17 protein-coding genes are annotated in these 16,519 nt (G+C 67.8%); 10 read left to right on the plus strand and 7 right to left on the minus strand.

Going from position 1 to position 16,519, the window contains the following annotated elements; genetic code table 11:
• Positions 1-53: 53 nt before the first annotated feature.
• Positions 54-224 carry a hypothetical protein gene (locus ACWD0F_RS46985; RefSeq protein ID WP_449888890.1) on the minus strand — a complete coding sequence of 57 codons (171 nt, stop codon included), beginning with the start codon at positions 222-224 and terminating at the stop codon, positions 54-56.
• Between the two features lie 286 nt (positions 225-510).
• Here ACWD0F_RS46985 and ACWD0F_RS46990 point away from each other — a divergent pair, with 286 nt between their 5' ends.
• A complete protein-coding gene (locus tag ACWD0F_RS46990) occupies positions 511-1,080 on the plus strand; it encodes a DUF5994 family protein (protein ID WP_449888892.1) in 570 nt (189 codons plus the stop codon).
• Here ACWD0F_RS46990 and ACWD0F_RS46995 read toward each other — a convergent pair.
• Positions 1,000-1,623: a hypothetical protein gene (locus ACWD0F_RS46995; RefSeq protein WP_449888893.1), complete on the minus strand. Its 624-nt coding sequence runs from the start codon at positions 1,621-1,623 to the stop codon at positions 1,000-1,002. The genes ACWD0F_RS46990 and ACWD0F_RS46995 overlap by 81 nt on opposite strands.
• Here ACWD0F_RS46995 and ACWD0F_RS47000 point away from each other — a divergent pair.
• Both ACWD0F_RS47000 and ACWD0F_RS47005 read left to right on the plus strand, forming a co-directional pair.
• On the plus strand, positions 1,600-3,591 hold the full coding sequence (locus tag ACWD0F_RS47000; RefSeq protein WP_449888895.1) for an FHA domain-containing protein: 1,992 nt from the start codon (positions 1,600-1,602) through the stop codon (positions 3,589-3,591). The two genes, ACWD0F_RS46995 and ACWD0F_RS47000, sit on opposite strands and share 24 nt — an antisense overlap.
• Before the next feature lie 1,011 nt (positions 3,592-4,602).
• Positions 4,603-5,583 carry a hypothetical protein gene (locus tag ACWD0F_RS47005; RefSeq protein ID WP_449888896.1) on the plus strand — a complete coding sequence of 327 codons (981 nt, stop codon included), beginning with the start codon at positions 4,603-4,605 and terminating at the stop codon, positions 5,581-5,583.
• 107 nt (positions 5,584-5,690) lie between these two features.
• Here the strand turns inward: ACWD0F_RS47005 and ACWD0F_RS47010 are convergent, their stop codons facing one another.
• Positions 5,691-6,335 (minus strand): O-methyltransferase, encoded by a 645-nt coding sequence (locus tag ACWD0F_RS47010; protein ID WP_449888897.1) that lies wholly within the window; start codon positions 6,333-6,335, stop codon positions 5,691-5,693.
• Positions 6,336-6,406: 71 nt separating this feature from the next.
• On the opposite strand from ACWD0F_RS47010, the gene ACWD0F_RS47015 reads away from it, so the two are divergent.
• Both ACWD0F_RS47015 and ACWD0F_RS47020 read left to right on the plus strand, forming a co-directional pair.
• A complete protein-coding gene (locus tag ACWD0F_RS47015; RefSeq protein ID WP_449888899.1) occupies positions 6,407-7,045 on the plus strand; it encodes a TetR/AcrR family transcriptional regulator in 639 nt (212 codons plus the stop codon).
• A 201-nt stretch (positions 7,046-7,246) separates the two neighbouring features.
• Positions 7,247-7,642 carry a DinB family protein gene (locus ACWD0F_RS47020; protein ID WP_449888900.1) on the plus strand — a complete coding sequence of 132 codons (396 nt, stop codon included), beginning with the start codon at positions 7,247-7,249 and terminating at the stop codon, positions 7,640-7,642.
• A 42-nt stretch (positions 7,643-7,684) separates the two neighbouring features.
• On the opposite strand, the gene ACWD0F_RS47025 is transcribed toward ACWD0F_RS47020, so the two are convergent.
• The 4 genes from ACWD0F_RS47025 to ACWD0F_RS47040 form a co-directional block, all read right to left on the minus strand.
• On the minus strand, positions 7,685-8,080 hold the full coding sequence (locus tag ACWD0F_RS47025) for a hypothetical protein (RefSeq protein WP_449888902.1): 396 nt from the start codon (positions 8,078-8,080) through the stop codon (positions 7,685-7,687).
• Positions 8,077-8,634 (minus strand): hypothetical protein, encoded by a 558-nt coding sequence (locus ACWD0F_RS47030; RefSeq protein ID WP_449888904.1) that lies wholly within the window; start codon positions 8,632-8,634, stop codon positions 8,077-8,079. Before ACWD0F_RS47030 ends, ACWD0F_RS47025 begins: the two co-directional genes overlap by 4 nt.
• Positions 8,635-8,785: 151 nt before the next feature.
• Entirely contained in the window at positions 8,786-9,079 is a 294-nt protein-coding gene (locus ACWD0F_RS47035) for a hypothetical protein (RefSeq protein WP_449888906.1), read from the minus strand.
• Positions 9,080-9,601: 522 nt separating this feature from the next.
• Positions 9,602-10,444: an SDR family oxidoreductase gene (locus ACWD0F_RS47040; RefSeq protein WP_449888908.1), complete on the minus strand. Its 843-nt coding sequence runs from the start codon at positions 10,442-10,444 to the stop codon at positions 9,602-9,604.
• A gap of 111 nt (positions 10,445-10,555) precedes the next feature.
• Here ACWD0F_RS47040 and ACWD0F_RS47045 point away from each other — a divergent pair, with 111 nt between their 5' ends.
• The 5 genes from ACWD0F_RS47045 (at position 10,556) to ACWD0F_RS47065 (ending at position 16,481) form a co-directional block, all read left to right on the plus strand.
• Positions 10,556-11,110 carry a DUF3558 family protein gene (locus tag ACWD0F_RS47045; protein ID WP_449888910.1) on the plus strand — a complete coding sequence of 185 codons (555 nt, stop codon included), beginning with the start codon at positions 10,556-10,558 and terminating at the stop codon, positions 11,108-11,110.
• Between the two features lie 185 nt (positions 11,111-11,295).
• The gene (locus tag ACWD0F_RS47050) at positions 11,296-12,627 is read left to right on the plus strand and encodes an ABC transporter substrate-binding protein (RefSeq protein WP_449888911.1); all 1,332 of its coding nucleotides are present in this window, start codon (positions 11,296-11,298) and stop codon (positions 12,625-12,627) included.
• Positions 12,628-12,689: 62 nt separating this feature from the next.
• A complete protein-coding gene (locus ACWD0F_RS47055; protein WP_449888913.1) occupies positions 12,690-13,928 on the plus strand; it encodes a serine hydrolase domain-containing protein in 1,239 nt (412 codons plus the stop codon).
• Between the two features lie 14 nt (positions 13,929-13,942).
• Positions 13,943-15,295 carry a serine hydrolase domain-containing protein gene (locus ACWD0F_RS47060; RefSeq protein ID WP_449888915.1) on the plus strand — a complete coding sequence of 451 codons (1,353 nt, stop codon included), beginning with the start codon at positions 13,943-13,945 and terminating at the stop codon, positions 15,293-15,295.
• 28 nt (positions 15,296-15,323) lie between these two features.
• Positions 15,324-16,481, plus strand: a complete 1,158-nt coding sequence (locus tag ACWD0F_RS47065) for a dipeptidase (protein WP_449888917.1) — start codon at positions 15,324-15,326, stop codon at positions 16,479-16,481.
• Positions 16,482-16,519 lie beyond the last annotated feature (38 nt).

Consider the following 16,519-nt stretch of genomic DNA (forward strand, 5'->3'; position numbering starts at 1 on the left):
CCGACCCCAGACGGCTGACAATCGGGCGTCAGCTGTGGATGCCACGGTCAACGCTAGACGGTGCCTTTGGTCTTCCCGTCACCACGCTGCCGCGGATTATTTTCTGGTCGGCCGGCCATGCCTTTCGATTCCAGTTGCTGATTTCCGGTCGCGCGGCCGAAGTAGAGCATGATCCAGCCCTTGATGACCAGTGCCCTGGCCTTGATCTTCCTTTTCAGACTCACAGCGCTCCCCCTTGGTGCCACTCGGGCTTCCTCTTGACGAACGGCCGCGACGTGGGCCTGAACCCGAGTGTCCTCTTCTGGACTGAGAACGGACACAAACAATTACTGGTCCGGTTATCACCGCAATCGATAACTGCGCCGATTCCGCCGACGACGCCTCTGCCTGACGGAATGAGGTAGAATAAGTGCACCGAGGACATTTCGTGCGTTGGCATACAGGTTGGCGTCGCCCGCGGCGATAGACCACTTTCGGTCCTTCTTGAGGGCCTGGACAGGCCAGGCGACGATGACGACGCCCCGCTCTTCTGCCACACCGCCAGGCGGCGGCGCCGCCGTCCCTGCGGCCCACCTCGTGCGCCGGCTCACCCTGAATCCCGTCCTGGATCGGAGAGGCACCATCGACGGGGCCTGGTGGCCCCGCACCCGTGACGCCACCACCGAGCTGCCCGCCCTCATCTCGGCCGTTGACCGGCAGCTCGGCAGGACCGTCCTGCGTGTCGGCCTGCATCTGGACGCATGGGACCACATCCCGCGCCGCATCCCAGCCCGCGGTCGCCAGGTCAGAGTGGGCTGGTTCCGCAGCGCCGACCCGAATCTGATCACCCTGAGCATCGCGGGCAGCGCGCCCATCGCCCTGCTGATCATTCCACCCGGCACCGCCGGTGGCCCCGCCGCGGCCGCCCTCACGCTCGCCGCCGCAGGTACGGTCGGCATCCGTCCCAGCGACATCCTCCACCCCACCGTCCCGGTCCAAGGCATAGCCAGCCAAGACAGCTCAGCCTCCTGGGAGAACGAGGGCGGCCACATCGCCGATCACCGCCCCGAGCAGCGGGCCTTCCGCCCGCACCGGCGCTGACAGCGGCTGAGCGACCGCCCTGGTCCTGACCACGATGGGTGCGCGCATCGCGATCGTCGGCAGAGACCGAGGACGCACCGAGGGCGCGGCTCGCGAGATCCGCGAGCCGGTGGCGGGCAGGCGGACGTGTTCGTCGCGGACCTGTCGTCCCAGTCGCAGGTGCGACGGCTGGTCGGCGAAGTGCTCGAACACCTTGTCCGGCGCCAACTCTCGCCCATAACGCTGGCCTGCGGTTTCGCGCGTCGTCAAGCTACTCTGCGACACTCCTGGATCAGACCGCAGATGGCGCTTCGCCGTTGTCTTCGAGCCGTCCAGTTTCTGACCCATGGCCTGTTCCGTGACGTCGTAGCTGGTCTCGAGGGTGCCGTCAGATTCGATGCGGATCGCGTCTTTACCCAGCACACACATCGCCAGCTGAGCCGATATGCGTACTTTTCTCTTATGTGGCTGCCTTTGGTCGCACATGATGGACTTGGACTCATCGATGACCAGATTTCTTGTCACGATAAGGAAGGCATCATGCCCCCTGTCATCGTCGGACACGACGGCCCCCTCACCGACCGCCGCTTCCCGCTCGGTGACACGCCGACCATCTTCGGCCGCAGGCAAGACTGCAGCGTGGTGATCTCCAGCGGGCGAGCTTCGCGCCGCCACGCAGAGGTACGCCACGAGGCCGGGCAGTACATCCTGCACGACCTGGGAAGCCGCAACGGCACGCTGATCAACGGCAAGCGCGTCACCTCACACGTGCTCCAACCGGGCGACCTGATCACGATCGGCGACGAGCAGTTCCGCTTCCTGCCCTCCGACGACGATGCGACGGTCCATGGCGCATCCCCATTGCCGCAGACGAGCGGATCCGCCCCGCCGGTCGCCCCGGGACCGGTACTCCGGGTGACCGTTTCCGGCGGGGGGCCCGTCGGGCTAAGCCTCGCACTCCTCCTGGAGCACCTCATGGGCCCACGGGTCGCCGTCACCGTCTACGACGGCCGCTGGACCCAGGACGGTTCTCAGGTCGTGTGGAAGGGGCAAGATCAGGGCAATGTACGGCGCCAGCAGGTCGTCACCGTCCAGAGCCGCCAGTACTTGAACCTCCCCGGCCCGGTGCAGGCTCGGCTGTTCAAGCCCGGGGCGTACTCCGAGATGTGGCCGCCTGGCCCCGACTCCATCCGCGGCCACGCTCCGCGCAACCTCCGCATCGCCTACATCGAGGACACGCTGCTGGAGATGGCCGGCGAGAAGTCCGGCCGCATCCGGCTCGTCCCCACCCGCTTCAATCCCGACGAGCATGGCGACAGCGCGAAGCAGGACCATGTGCTCGCCATCTGCGAGGGCGGCCGTTCGCGCACGCGGGAGCACTTCACCGGCAAGTTCGGCACCGCCGACAGCTCGATCTACTCCCTGAACGGCCGGCACCTGTTGGATGTCGTGCTGGGCTTACGCGTCAAGTCCGACCTGCCTGACGCCATGTCGGTCCTGCTGACCGTGGCCCAGAACCGCTACCTGCTCAACGCCCTGGGCGGCGAGGGTTTCCTCAATATGCGACTCACCGACGAGGAGGCCGCGGAGGTCATCGGCATCGATCCCGTCCGTCGCGTGTTCGAGGAGTGCGTCGCCGCCAACCCGTGCATGATGGGCCGCACCGACCACGGCGACTTCCACTGCTCCACCCACGGCACCCTGTTCCTGCCCGCCCTGATCAAGGGGTCTCCCCTGTGGCGGCGGGTGCAGGAAGGGCTGGCGATGTTCGGCGTGGCCGAGTACAACCTCAGCGCCGTCACCGCCTTCCGGCTCGACATGGTGCAGCGGCCGCGCTTCACCGCGCGCCTGCACGCCCCGACGTCCGCCACCCCGGGCACCTACGGCTTCCTGCTCGGCGACGCCGCCAACGCCATCCACTTCTGGCCGGGTCGCGGACTCAACAGCGGGCTGGCCTCGGTCATCTCTCTGACCCGCTCGCTCAGCCAGGCCTGGCGCGGGCGAGCCTTCCGCGACGCGGACTTCATCCGCCACGAGGCGGCCATGGCGATGCTCCAGTACCGGCACAAGAGCCGTGCCTGGCAGGCGATGGTCACTACCGACAAGGATGGAGTCACCCAGGCCATCAAGGACAACATCGCCAAGGGCTGCGCCGGCGCGCAGGCCGCTCCGGGTTCCGACGCGCAGGCCGCGGCGGACATCGACACACTGATGGACCGGCTCGGGCTCATCCGGGGCCGTCTGTCGCAGCGCGTCTCCGGTCTGCCCGACGACGCCTCCCTGCGAGCCCACCTCGGCCGACTGTCGGCTGAGACCCTGCGTATCCTGGTCATCAGCGACGTGTGGGACACAGTGGTCATGGGCGGCGAGGAGGTCGACATCGACATCTTCTACCGCGAGGAGCCCGCGGCCGCTCCAGGTGGGGAACCTGTGTGGGCTCCACAACTCGCCAGCGAACGCGAACAGCACACCCGGGTGATCTCCAGATCGACAGGCCGATCGCCACGGCCAACGGCGCAGGCCCCCCGGTAGATCCCGGCCCGGCGCACCGAGGAGGTGGATCGGGTTCGGCCTGATCACCGCGGGACCGCCGGTAGATCCGCTTCCCGCCCCCGACAGCCCGGCCGGCCAAACCCGATTGGCGTTGGGCGCACCTCCATGAGGTTCCGAGCAGGCCGCCGCGATCACTGCCTTCGTGGATACCGCAGCCCCTCCACCAGAAAGGCAACCGACCGCTCATTTCCTCTTCGGCACACGCCTTCACTCCGGCCAGCTTCGTGCAGACGGAAGAGCAGTCGTCGCCCCCGGTGACGATGCCATCGCACGCACCATGCTGCTACTGCTCATACCCTGCTGCACCGCGCATCCGAATCCCCCCGGGCAGGGTCGTCGCGCAGTCGTACTGTCCGGCGGCTACGGGCCCGATGCGCCACGCGGATACGTCAACCCCCGCCTAACTTCGAAGAGCCGGCTTTCGAAGTCATGTTTCCTCAAAGTGGTTCTGGCGATGTTGACGCTGCCGTTCGGCGCCAAGTGGCGCGAGCGACAACGTCGGCATGCGGACGTCTAAGCGGATCCGTATCGCGTCCACCGAACCTGTGACTGTACGCCTTGATGCGCGTTCAGCGCGAATTCAGCCCGTGTACGATCAGTAATCGGGGATGTCGATGCCCACCCTCAAGGACATAAGGATCGGGTCACAGTGAAATCTATGGTCCGGATTTTGCGCAGAGCGGTGGTCATGGCATCCGCGTGCGCCTTCTGGAGTGCGACCACGTTGATCCTGGCCATCACGGTGTCCGACCTCCGGGGGTGGGTGACACGGCTGCTGATCGGTGGAGCACTGCTCGCTAACTCCTTGGGGCGCTGCTCGCCGCCATCGAGCAGCGAACGGTATCCAAGGAGAAGTCGGATTGACCGGCCCTATTACTTCTTCCTTGTTTCCGGCCCTCTGAATGAGCCGCGAAGCTGGTACGCTCCGGGACTGCTGTAGATCATGCGATCAGGGTGCCCCAAGTTCGATCTGCGCCGGAGGACGACTCAATGCGCCGTTCATCAGCTCTCTTATCCGCCGTACTCATCGGCCCGGTGGCGGCGCTCGCCGTTCCGGCCGCGGCGGAGGCCGCGGTCCCGGATGTGGTGCGCGCCGTCCGCGACCAGCTCGCCAAGGGCGCGAGCGTGAAGTTCACGCAATACGGCTCCGTTGAAATCAACAACAGGAACAAATACGACAATCACACTGCTCGGGTGTTCCGCTATCAGCCGATGCAGAAAGGAACGCTGGCTCTCGGCGGGAGTGGAGTCGTCGCGGCGAGTCTCACTCGCTGGGTGGACTTCAACCGTCACCTGCTTCCGCTCGCCAAGGAGCGCGCGGCCGAAGGAGACCTCGTCTCCCGGAGCCTGATCGCACAGACCCGGCCGCACCGCTGGATCAACACCAAGGGCCGGTTCTACAGCACGGGGCGCCTGTGGACCGCGGACCTGCCCACGGGAAAGACGTGGGCACAGCGCGACAAGACCAGCGCCGGCGCGACGGCCTTCAGCGACCACATCATCAACATCTTCGAGATCGCGACGCTCAAGGCGCTCATCGCCAGTGCCGATGAGAAGAAGTTCAACCTGCCGAACCCCGCCGGGAAAACCCCCGACCGCAAGCGGACCGGATTTTACAAAGGCACCCTTACGTTCGCCGAGCTGTACGACCTTTCACCCACGTTCCGGTCCGTGGCCGGTAAGCGGCCGGACGCGAGTTATGCGAACACGGTTGTGGAATGGACTCTCATGTTCGACGCGAAAGGACTTCCCTTCAAGTTCGGCTCTGGCTTCAGCACGCAGGGCAAGGAGAAGTATTACACCCAAGCGGGTGCCACCGTCGATATCGTGAGCTGGGGCCCGGCCAAGACGATTACGGGGCCCAGGCCGGCGCAGGTCGGCGTCGTCCGCGCTCCAGCCGATGGCCTACCCGAATTCGACGACCTCGCGGAGCTCGCGCAGGTGAAGCCGCCGGCTCCGGGAACGGGTTGATGCATTGGAGCCGCGATTCGCAGGAGCCAACACGATATTCATGATCCGTGGGTCGTGGGTTACATCCCACACGCCCTGCTTCTCCGGACCAGCCAAAGCGGCCACCTCTAGGTTCGGCAGCTGATCTCCATGCCGTCCTCCACGGGGAAGGCGATGGTGACGTACCCGTGTGCGGGGTCGCGGACGTAAGCGAGATAGTCGGCCATGCTCGCGAACGTGGTGTCGTCGGCGACGATGAGGGCGGCCGGGGCGAGGCGGTCTTCGAGCAGCCGCAGCACCGGCAGGCAGAGGTCTTTCCAGCCGTCGAGCAGCAGCAGGCCGATGGGTCCGCGAACCTCGGCCAGCGTCACGAGAGCGTCGCCCGCCAGGATCGTCACGTGCTGGGCCACGCCGGCCTGCTCCAGGTTGTTTCGCGCGGCCTCGACCTTGGCCTGGCTGAGTTCGGTCGTCCACACGTGCCCGACGCCATTGTCGGCGACCGCGGCGGCCAGGTGGATCGTGGAGGTGGCGTAGGAGGTGCCGAACTCGACGATCGTCTCGGGGCGGCCGTTGCGCACGAGCGCGTAGAGCAGTTGACCGCCTGACCTGGAGATCGGCATGTACTCCCCCGCCAGCGCGTCGGCGCGCTGTTGCGCCGAGGCGTCGGCATAGGGCGTGTCCAGCGGCCACGGCGCGGGGTTCGCCTCTTCGAGGTCGGCGGCCGCGAACAGCCGATCGAGCACGGCGGCGGCGGTCGTCGTCAGTGTGTTCATGGTCGCTACCGTAGACGCACCGTTGCGTCTAGACAAGGTGCTAAGGTCACGTCGTCGAAGGGAACGGACCTATGGGCGCTGACGCCGGCGACACCACGAGCAGGCACCGCGGGAACAGGCACGGACGCAGCGAAGAAGCACGCCAGAGCGTGCTGGAAGCCGCCGACGACCTGCTGGTGGAGGTCGGATACACGCGGCTGACCATCGAAGGGATCGCCGGCCGCGCGGGCGTGGCCAAGCAGACGATCTACCGCTGGTGGTCATCGAAGAACGCCATTCTCATGGACGCCTTCCTCCAGGACGCCGCCGAAGCCCTCATCCCCTCGGACACCGCAGACCTTCGGCAGGATCTGCGCACCCACGCCCGCAAGATCGCCCGCTTCCTGGCCGAGTCCGACGCCGGCGCGGTATTCCGCGCCCTCACCGCCCAAGCCCAGCACGACCCCGCGCTCGCCACCCGGTTGCGCTTCGAGCACCTCACCAAGCAACGCGGCTACGACCGGCTCCCCTTCGAACGCGCACTCGCCCGCGGCGCGCTCGGCCCCGACGTCGACATCGACCTCGCCGTCGACCAGATCGTCGGGCCCATCTACTACCGCGTCCTCGTCACCGGTCAGAGCGTGTCCCCGCAGTTCACCGACACGCTCGTCGACACCGTCCTCACCCACCTGCCGCCGGGGCACACCGGTGTCTTTCATTGCTTGACGTAGTGACCTTCTTCGATGTCTGCGGGGTTTCGGGGGATGGCGATGATGGCGCGGAGGTCGTTCCACGTGATCGACATGGCCAAAGGTGGCACGGGCGGGACGGGTGCGGAAGACTGCCTCGATGGCTGCTGAGTACGCCCAGAGCGACCAGTTCCGTGGTGCCCGCATCCACCTGTGCGACCTTGCCGGTCTCGAGATCCGCGATTGCGAGGTCAGCGGCCTGAAGAGGCCAAGCTGCACGAGCAGGTCAACGGCGAGTGGTCGTTGGTCGAGACCCAACGGCACCTGCTGTTCGCCGGCGATGCCTGGCTCGGCAATGCCGTGCTGGAGGAGGAAGCGCCGTACCACCCGTGGGGCTTCCCTTACGGCGGGATGCCGCCCGACGCGACGGCGAAGCTCGGTCTCACCCTCGAAGCCACCCCGACGCTCGACGAGGTGCTCGCGCCGCGGCTCGCCCGCATGGCCACGATGCGGCGTGTCGTCGACGGGCTCACCGAGGCCGAGGTCGGTGCCGCCTACCAAGCCCTGGTGAACGGCGCGGTCTGCGCCATGCTCGGCAAGCCCATCCCCACGACGGCTCCTTCGTCCCCGACCGGCTGACACACCACCAGGTGAATGCGGCCGGCAGGTGCCGTCACGATCTCAGGGCTGGGCCAGGCACGGGGCGGCGGCGATTCCCACGGACAGTTCCTTGCCCGAAGCGCCCAGTACGCGGATGGAGTTGGTGTCCCCGGAGTAGGCCACCTCGGCCGCGGAGTCACAGATCTTCTTGGCCGCGTCCGACTCCTCGTCACCGAGGCTGGTCTCGATCGTCAGGGACGTGCACTGGCCGGCGATGGTGACCGAGCGGATCTGCGCCTGCCCGACCTTCTTCTTGACGTTCTCGGCGTTCGCGCCGCAGGGATCCTGTCCGGCCGTGCTCTGGCCGTCCTGGGAGGACAGGCTCTGCGGCGGCGGGCCGGAGCCGTCCTGACCGCAGCCGGACAGGACGAGCAGGGCAGCGGCGGCGAGCAGGATCTTGCCGGCGTTCGGTGTCATCGCGCGGTCACCGACACTGTCCAGCCGTGCTTGCAGCCGGCTTTGAAGACGCCGACGTCGCAGCCCTGGACGTAGAACCGGTAACCGCTGCTGGTCACCACGCGCACCCGCATCCGCCCGCTGTCTCCGCCGCCGACCTCCCGCTCCGTGCCGCCGGAGTCGGCCGCGCTGACCCAGCGGATGAGGAAACGGTCGTAGACGCGCGGCAGGGTGGAGCGCCAATCAACGTAGGCGTAGCCGCCGATCGACCACGCCGACACCACCAGTTTGGGACCCTCCCCGGGCGACCACACCATCTGCCCGCGGGCGAAACGCTGCCTGTGCCCGGCCCAGACGCCCTCGCGGTAGACGTCCCCCTCAACGGCGGCCGGGCAGCCCAGACCACTCGCCTCGCCTCCCAGTTCGTTCCATCGGGCGCCGATCAGGCCATAGGGCTTGATGCCGCAGACACTCGTCGTCGCGGCGGCCTGGGCGGCCTGCGCCGGCAGGGCGGTGCACAACGTCGCCAGCACGGCGCTCACGGACAGTGCCTGGCGTAAGAAACCGGTCTTCATCCTGGATCTCGATCCTGTCGGTGTGGCTTTCACAGGGTGATGTGCGCGGACAGGCGTGCGCCCGGGCGCCGCGGGCGGCGGATCGTCGCGCAGCCCGCCAGCGGGTCGGCCAACGCGAGGTTGCGGGCCCTGAGCATGTCGGCTCCGGCCATCAGAACGGCATCTCGGCGCCGTCGACGCTCACCGAGCGGAAACCGGCGGCCTTGCCGGCATCGAAGCCCTCTTCCTGGGCGGCCAGGCCGGCCGCGCGGATCAGCCGCTCGGACTGAAAGCGGCGGAAGGCCTCCTCGTCCTGCCAGATGTTGATGATCCGCCACCCGCCCTCGGCCGGTCCGGCGACGTGGGCGAGCAGCCCTGGCGGCCGATCCGGGCCAAGGTGCCGCTCCACCTGCCGGTACTCCTGCTCGCTGACGCCTGGCATCTCCTGCAGCACTCCGAACGGCATGACATCCACCTTCAACTAGAGCAAAACTCTATCCAATAGAGCACTACACTACCTAAGTGCTTGTCAAGAGCAAAGGGCCGCAGGTAGGTCCAGGCCCGCCGGACTCGCCGGGCGATCCCGGTGGCGACAGGGCGACTCTTCGTCGAACCCGGCTACGCCGCCACCCTCTGACGGCCGTGATGATCGCCCTGGCCGGCGCCGCGACCGCCGACCCCGTGGCATGCCGAGACTGTGGCCGTTTCCCTCCTCGGCCCCGCACCGCCGCAGCTCCCGCAGGCGCGCGAGCTCATCGAGAGGGGCCGCTACTTCGTGCTGCAGGCGCCCCGGCAGACTGGGAAGACGACCGCGCGGTACACGCTGGCGTCCGAGCTGAACGCCGAGGGCGACATCGCCGCGCGTCCTCTACCGCATTCCCCAGGGCGCCTGGCCCAGCTCTCTCGGGTGAGCCTTTCCATCGTGATCACGCAGGCCGGTCATCATCGGTGGGTCGTGAGTTCAAGTCCCATCCGCGGACCCTCGGCCCTACTCGGCCCGGCCTGTCGGAACGGCGTCGAGCAACGCTTCCATCCGGGCCCGGATCGGGGCGGCGTTGTCGGGGGCCGTGAGGATGTAGGGCCGGTCGTGGATGATCGCGTCGACGACGAGCTCGCCCACGACCGATGGCTGAACGCCCTGCTCGCGCACCATGTTCTGCGCGGCTTCCAGGATCGTCTCGATCTTGGCCGAGTGCTCAGGCGCGTCCGCCGGACGGAGGCGCCGGGCGTTGTCCACCCCATCGGTGGCCACCGGTCCTGGGCACAGGACGCTCACGCCGATGCCGTGGTGGGCCAGCTCCACGCGCAGCGATTCGCTCAGGCCGACCACCGCGAACTTCGACGCGTGGTAGAGGAAGCCTGACCGGTAGAGAAGTGACTCACCGTCGACGAAGAGACCGGCGGCTGAGGCGGTGTTGACGATGTGTCCACCGAGCCCGCGCTCGATCATGCGCGGCACGAACGCCTGAAGGCCGTTGTAGACGCCATTCGCGTTGACCCCCATGACGTAGTCCCACAGGGTGTGGTCCATGCGCGACGGCGAGACGGAATCGAGGATGCCGGCGTTGTTGACGACGATGCTCACCGGGCCGAGCTCCGCCTCCACGGCGTCCGCGACGTCGGCATACCCTTGCCGATCGCGGACGTCGAGCTTGTAGGACCGAGCGCTCGTCACCGCCGACAACTCGTCCTCGGCTCGTTCCAGGGCCGGAGCGTCGAGGTCGGCCACCGCGACCGAGACGCCCCGGCCGGCGAGCGAGCGCGCGATGGCCAGCCCGATGCCGCGCGCTCCACCGGTGACGAAGGCCGTGCGGCCTGAGAGGGAATCCACCGTCTCCTCCTGACTCGGAGCTGCTCGCTTCCGCAGGTGGCCGCCATAGCCTTGCGCCACCGTAGGCGTATCAGCATAGTGTACACACATACGTGATAAAGGAGTTCGTTCATGAGGATCCTCACCTGCCTTTCCGGGTCCCTGCTGGTCCTCGCGCTCACCGTCACCGGCTGCGGCGGCGGCGGCGACGCGGGCGAGAATGCGAAGGACACCTCGCCCGCGACCCCGAGCGGAAAGCCCGCGGCGGCGGGGGTGGACGTCTGCGAGCTGCTGACCCCCGGCGGCCTGGAGGCGGCGTTCGGCAGCCCGTTCGGCGACGGCGAGTTGACCCACCAGGAGGACACCGGTGCCGACGTGTGCGCCTGGACGAGTACGGACGCCGCGTCGGAGGCGACCTTCTCGATCACCGTACTGACCCAGGACCGCCTCGCCGGCGCGTTCAAGAGCAACGGCTCGCGGGTGGCCGAGCTGTTCGAGCAGACCAAGCTCGCCTACCCGAACGCCAAGGCCGTCGAGCTCGGCGACGAAGCTTTCGCCTCCGCCGGCGAGGTGCAGGTGCTGGACCGCGACACCTGGTACTCGCTCTCGTTCCACCGCGCCGGCGCCGGCGACGGCGCGGTCGAGGGACTGAAGAAGCTGGCCACACAGGTGATCGGCCGCCCCTGACCATCTCCGACGGAAAACGTCGAAGGGTCTTGCCATTCTAAGGCGTACATCCATAGTGTACGCACATACGTGATCGTGCTCGGCACCTCGCCGGCGGCCCCGGCCGGTCACACGTGGTGGAACACCCGGCGACTACCCGCCGGTGCTCGAGATTGAGGGAGTCGGGATCGATGATGCGTATTCGGATGACCGTTCTTGCGGTCTGCGGCGCTGTTGCCCTGGCCGCTTGCGGCGGCGGCAGCGGCGGCAGTGACAGCGGAAAAGATCCCCAGGCCGGCGGTTCGGCCTTCAAGCTGACCACCTCCGGTCCGATCGAGATCGGGCTGCTGATCACCGACACCCGCGCCGAGACCGCGCGGAACGGCGTCGGGATCGTGAACCCGTACCGCGACTCGGCACATGCCATGTTCGCCAAGATCAATGCGAGCGGCGGCATCAAGGGCCGGGAGATCAAGGTCGTTGACGAAGCCATCGATTTCAGCGCCCCCAACCACGACACGGCCTTCGAAGCGATCTGCCAGCGGTTCACGAAGGACAACAACGTCCAGGCCGTGGTCTACGACGGCACCATCTACAACGGGAGCTTCAACGGCTGCCTCTCCAAGGCAGGCGTTCCGATCCTGTACATGGGCACGACCGGATCAGCCGTAGGCGACAGTGACGACCTCAAGAAGAACCCCGGCTTGATCGCGGTCAACTCGGTGAGCCTTGACCGCCGCGTCAAGAGCATCATGACCAAGGCCATCGCGGCCGGCTCGCTGCGCTCCGGCAGCAAGATCGGCGTCTTCATCGAGGACTGCCCCTACAACGAGCGCGCCTACGACAACACCCTCAAGCCCATCGCCGACAAGATCGGCATCACCCTCGTCAAGGCGGGCGTCAAGTGCGCCCACGGCTACGCCGACAACGGGCCGACCCTCGCCCTGGTCCAGTCGCTCGCGCTGAAGTTCAAGTCCCAGGACGTCGACAGCGTCATGTTCCTGACGTTGTACGAGAACGGGCTCGTCTACTACTTCGCGCAAGGTGCGCACGCGCAGAAGTGGTCGCCGCAGTACCTGCTCTTCCACTCGCAGGGCGGCGCCCAGACGATGAAGATCTACTCGGCAGACCAGCTCACCAACATGCTCGGCTTCGGCGGCATGCCGGACATCGACGTGACCGAAGCGCCGGCGCCGTCCGCGGAGCAGGCCAAGGTGCGCGAGAGCTGCCTGGCGGATGCCCGCGCCGCGGGTCTGGCGGTCCAGAAGATCACCGACCAGCTCACCGTCTTCCAGGCGTGCGATGCTGTACGACTGCTGCAGCAGGGACTGACCAACAGCGGTGGCCTGGGCGGGACCGAGAAGCTCGTGCCGGGTATCGAGAAGATCGGGACGGGCTTCATCAGCGCCCTCACCCTGGACGGTGCCACCAAGTTCGGGCCCGACCGGCACGACGGCATGGAGCTGACGGCCGTGTCCGGCTTCGACGCGGGTTGCAAGTGCTTCAAGTACACAGCTCCGGCAGGTCCGATCGAGTAGCGACCGTCACTCGGGCCGAGTGCGTCGCCCGAACTGCCCGGACAACGCCAAGGAGGGACAGCATGAACACGAAGAGCGGGGCAGCAGTGAACGGACATGCCGAGGACGGCTGGGGCAAGGTCGCGGATGCCTTCCAGGCGAACTTCGAGGGGAGCCCCGGCGAGGTGGGCGCGTCGTGCTGCGTCTACGTCGGCGGCCGTCCCGTCGTGGACCTCTGGGGCGGGCTCGCCGACAGCGAGACCCGGCGCCCCTGGAAGAAGGACACCATCGCCCTGGTCGCCTCCACGTCGAAGGGCGCGACCGCGATCTGTGCGCACATGCTGGCCGAGCGCGGTGAGCTCGACCTCGACGCCCCGGTCGTGAAGTACTGGCCCGAGTTCGGCGCCGGCGGCAAGGAAGGAATCCCGGTGCGCTGGTTGCTCTCGCACCAGGCCGGCCTGCCGGTCGTCGACGGTCCGTTCACCTTCGAGGACGCGTGCGCCGGAGACCCGGTGATCCGCGCGCTGGAGGCGCAGAGGCCGGAGTGGGAGCCCGGCACCGAGCACGTCTACCACAGCATCACCTACGGCTACCTGGTCGGCGAGGTAGTGCGCCGGGTCTCCGGCAAGTCGCTCGGCACCTTCTTCGCCGACGAGGTGGCCGGTCCGCTCGGGCTGAGCGCCTGGATCGGGCTGCCGGAGGAACAGGAGGAGAACGTGGCCCGGATCGAGGCCGCTCCGCTCGTCCTGGAGGAGATGACCGCCGGGATGATCGAGAGCACCGGGCTCGATGCCGACACGGTCACCAGGTGGATCGCCGCCGTGTGGGGCGAGGACTCGATCCAGGCCCGCGCCGGCTCGCTCGGTGGCGCCTTCGACGACGCCGCCGAGTTCCTGCATGGGCGCGCCTACCACGCCGCCGAGTTCCCGGCCGCGAACATGCTCACGGACGCGCGATCGCTGGCGCGCATGTACGCCGCCACGGTGAGCGAGGTCGACGGCGTGCGACTGCTGAATCCGGCCACCGTCGAGCAGGCGATCGAGGTCCAGACCGACCGGACCCGGATGCACGGCCTGCCCGCCGACCTGGATCTCCCGGCCGACCGTTCCTTCAACATGTCGCTCGGGTTCTGGCGAGCCTGCCCGCCGATGCCGATGACGGGGCCGAAGGCGTTCGGCCACCCGGGCTCCGGCGGATCGATCGCCTTCGGTGACCCCGATGCCGAGGTCGGCTTCGGCTATGTCATGAACCTCTATTCCTACCAGGCCGGCGAACGGCGGGCCCGCAACCTCGCCGACGCGGTCCGATCCTGCCTCGGGTGACGGGAGACCTCGCAATGACGGAACTTCAGCAGACGGTGCAGGAGCTGGTCGCCCGTTCCGGCGTCCCCGGCGCCGTGGTGGGCGTCCTGGAGGACGGCCGGATCGAGACCGCGGCCGCCGGCGTCGCGAACCTGAACAGCGGCGTCGAGATGACACCGGACACGCTGTTCCTGACCGGCTCGATCACCAAGGTCTGGACCACGACGTTACTCGTGTCCCTCGTCGAGCAAGGGCTGGTCGACCTCGACGCGCCGGTGCGGCGCTACCTGCCGGATCTCGCCCTGGGTGACCCGGAGGCCGCGGAGGCGGTGACCTTGCGGCAGCTCGTCACCCACTCGGCCGGGATCGACGCGTCGGACCTGATCGCCGACGTCGGGGACGGCGACGAGGCGATCGCGAACTGGGTGCCGCTGCTGCGCGACGTCGGTCAGTTGTTCCGGCCCGGGGAGTATTTCTCCTACAACAACGCCGGTTTCGTGCTCGCCGGCCGGATCATCGAGGTCGTCACCGGTGAGAGCTTCTCCACCGCCATGCGGCAACGGCTGTTCGCGCCGCTGGGCCTGGAACACAGCATGTTCACGGCCAAGGAGGCGATTCTGCACCGGACGGCGATCGGCCACTATCCGGGAGCCGACGGAATGGTGCCGAGCAAGCTGTTCATGCTGCCCGAATGCCTGGGGCCGGCGGGCACGACGCTCATCACCTCGGTGCGGGACACGCTGACCTTCGCAGGGAGCCACCTGCCGGCCCTCGCGTCGGCCAAGCGCCTGCTCAGCCCCGACTCCGTCGACCAGATGGCCGCCCACCACCTCGACTTCCCGGTGCCGGAGATGGGCTCGGTCGGGCTCAGCTGGTTGCGCAAGCAGTACGGCGATCGCGTCGTGCTCACCCACGGCGGGGGCTCCTACGGCGGCGTCGCGATGGTCGGCGTCGTCCCCGAAAGCGGCGCCGCCTACATCGCCTACGCGAACGGGGGCCCGGCCTCGATGCCCTTCCACAAGGACCTCGCCGAGGCCCTGCTGGAGGGCCGGTTCGGCCTGTCCGCCCCGGTGGCGCCCGACCTTTCCGGTCCGGAGCCGGAGCCGAGCCGTTACCACGGCCGGTACGTCTGCTGGGGCTGCGAGCTCATCATCACCGACGACGGCGACGCGCTGTCCTACCAGGCCAGGTTCACCGACCCGGTGCTCGGCCGCAACCGTTCGGATCCGCCCCCGGTCCGGCTGCGACCGATCGGCGGACGGGCCCTGGCCTTGGCCGACCACCCCGATCAACCGCCCTTCGGCTACGGCGTCGGGGACGACGGATCCGGGCACCCGGAGTTCTTGTTCCTGATGGACCGGCTCGTTCGCCGCGCAGGCGACAAGTGACATCAACGGAAAGCTCTGGAGGATCTTGATGACGGAACAGTTCGGCACGTTCGACTTCGGCTTGAACGAGGCGCAGGAGGAGCGTGCCGCGCGGTTGCATCGCGAGTGCATCATCGTCGATGCCCTGTTCCAGGGCCCGGTCGGGTACCGGGTGTTCGACGAGGAGATGCACAAGGAGCTGCGTTCGGCCCTGGAGACGAGAAAAGGCGACAAGCTGGGCACCTTCGCCGACGGGTTGATGCTGCCGGTCCGCCGCGCGTTCGAGGGGCGGATGGACGCGGTGAAGGATCACTGGGACGCGAGCGGCATCACCTGTGGCAACCGTCAGGTGGAGCTGGCGGATGGTCAGTGGGAGCGCACCTTCTCGTACATGCAGAAGCAGTTCGACTACTTCCCGTGGCTGGCCAAGGCCCTGACCGCCGCTGACATCCGCCGTGCGCACGAGACCGGCACCCACGCCGGCCTGATGAGCTCACAGGTCATGCTGGGTCCGTGGCATGACCTGGACACGCTGCTCTACGCGCACGACGCCGGCCTGCGGATGTGCCAGCTCACCTACAACAGCCTGACCAAGGTCGGCGCCGGCTGCACGGAGCGCACCGACGCGGGGCTGTCGTCGTTCGGCGTGGCCAGTGTCAAGGTCATGAACGATCTCGGCATCATCGTCGACACGGGCCACGTGGGCCGGCAGACCACGCTCGACGCGTGTGAGGTGTCGAAGAAACCGGTCGTCGCCTCGCACACCGCGGCACAAGGCGTGTTCGAGCACGCGCGCGGCAAGAGCGACGAAGAGCTGCGCGCGATCGCCGGCACGGGCGGGTTCATCGGCATCGTGGCCGTTCCCTTCTTCCTCGCCCCGGGAGCATCGGTCACCATCGACTCGATGCTCGACCACATCGAGTACGTCGCCGAGGTGGCCGGCGTCGACCATGTCGGGATCGGGAGCGACTGGCCCTTGCAGCTGCCCGAGTGGATGCTCCGTGATCTCGTGCAGCCGCTCTTCGCCGAGACCGGCTTCCGGCCCGAGGACGGCCTGGTGGCGACGCAGGGACTGATCGGGCTGGACGACTACCGCGACTTCCCGAACATCACCCGCGGCCTCGTGGGGCGCGGCTGGTCGGACGAGGACATCGCCAAGGTTCTCGGCGCGAACTTCGTGCGCGTGATGGAGGCGGTCTGCGGCTGACCCGCCGTCGAAGAAGGCCGTGCCGCTCGATCCTGATG

It is taken from the genome of Nonomuraea sp. NPDC002799, assembly GCF_053592075.1.

Excerpts from the sequence above, each read along its gene's own strand:
- ACWD0F_RS47025 (WP_449888902.1), bottom strand. The coding sequence starts at position 8,080 with ATGACACCGAACGCCGGCAAGATCCTGCTCGCCGCCGCTGCCCTGCTC.
- ACWD0F_RS47000 (WP_449888895.1), top strand. The coding sequence starts at position 1,600 with ATGCCCCCTGTCATCGTCGGACACGACGGCCCCCTCACCGACCGCCGC.
- ACWD0F_RS47010 (WP_449888897.1), bottom strand. The coding sequence starts at position 6,335 with ATGAACACACTGACGACGACCGCCGCCGCCGTGCTCGATCGGCTGTTC.
- ACWD0F_RS47055 (WP_449888913.1), top strand. The coding sequence starts at position 12,690 with ATGAACACGAAGAGCGGGGCAGCAGTGAACGGACATGCCGAGGACGGC.
- ACWD0F_RS47060 (WP_449888915.1), top strand. The coding sequence starts at position 13,943 with ATGACGGAACTTCAGCAGACGGTGCAGGAGCTGGTCGCCCGTTCCGGC.
- ACWD0F_RS46990 (WP_449888892.1), top strand. The coding sequence starts at position 511 with ATGACGACGCCCCGCTCTTCTGCCACACCGCCAGGCGGCGGCGCCGCC.
- ACWD0F_RS47015 (WP_449888899.1), top strand. The coding sequence starts at position 6,407 with ATGGGCGCTGACGCCGGCGACACCACGAGCAGGCACCGCGGGAACAGG.
- ACWD0F_RS47045 (WP_449888910.1), top strand. The coding sequence starts at position 10,556 with ATGAGGATCCTCACCTGCCTTTCCGGGTCCCTGCTGGTCCTCGCGCTC.
- ACWD0F_RS47065 (WP_449888917.1), top strand. The coding sequence starts at position 15,324 with ATGACGGAACAGTTCGGCACGTTCGACTTCGGCTTGAACGAGGCGCAG.
- ACWD0F_RS47005 (WP_449888896.1), top strand. The coding sequence starts at position 4,603 with ATGCGCCGTTCATCAGCTCTCTTATCCGCCGTACTCATCGGCCCGGTG.
- ACWD0F_RS47050 (WP_449888911.1), top strand. The coding sequence starts at position 11,296 with ATGACCGTTCTTGCGGTCTGCGGCGCTGTTGCCCTGGCCGCTTGCGGC.
- ACWD0F_RS47035 (WP_449888906.1), bottom strand. The coding sequence starts at position 9,079 with ATGCCGTTCGGAGTGCTGCAGGAGATGCCAGGCGTCAGCGAGCAGGAG.
- ACWD0F_RS47030 (WP_449888904.1), bottom strand. The coding sequence starts at position 8,634 with ATGAAGACCGGTTTCTTACGCCAGGCACTGTCCGTGAGCGCCGTGCTG.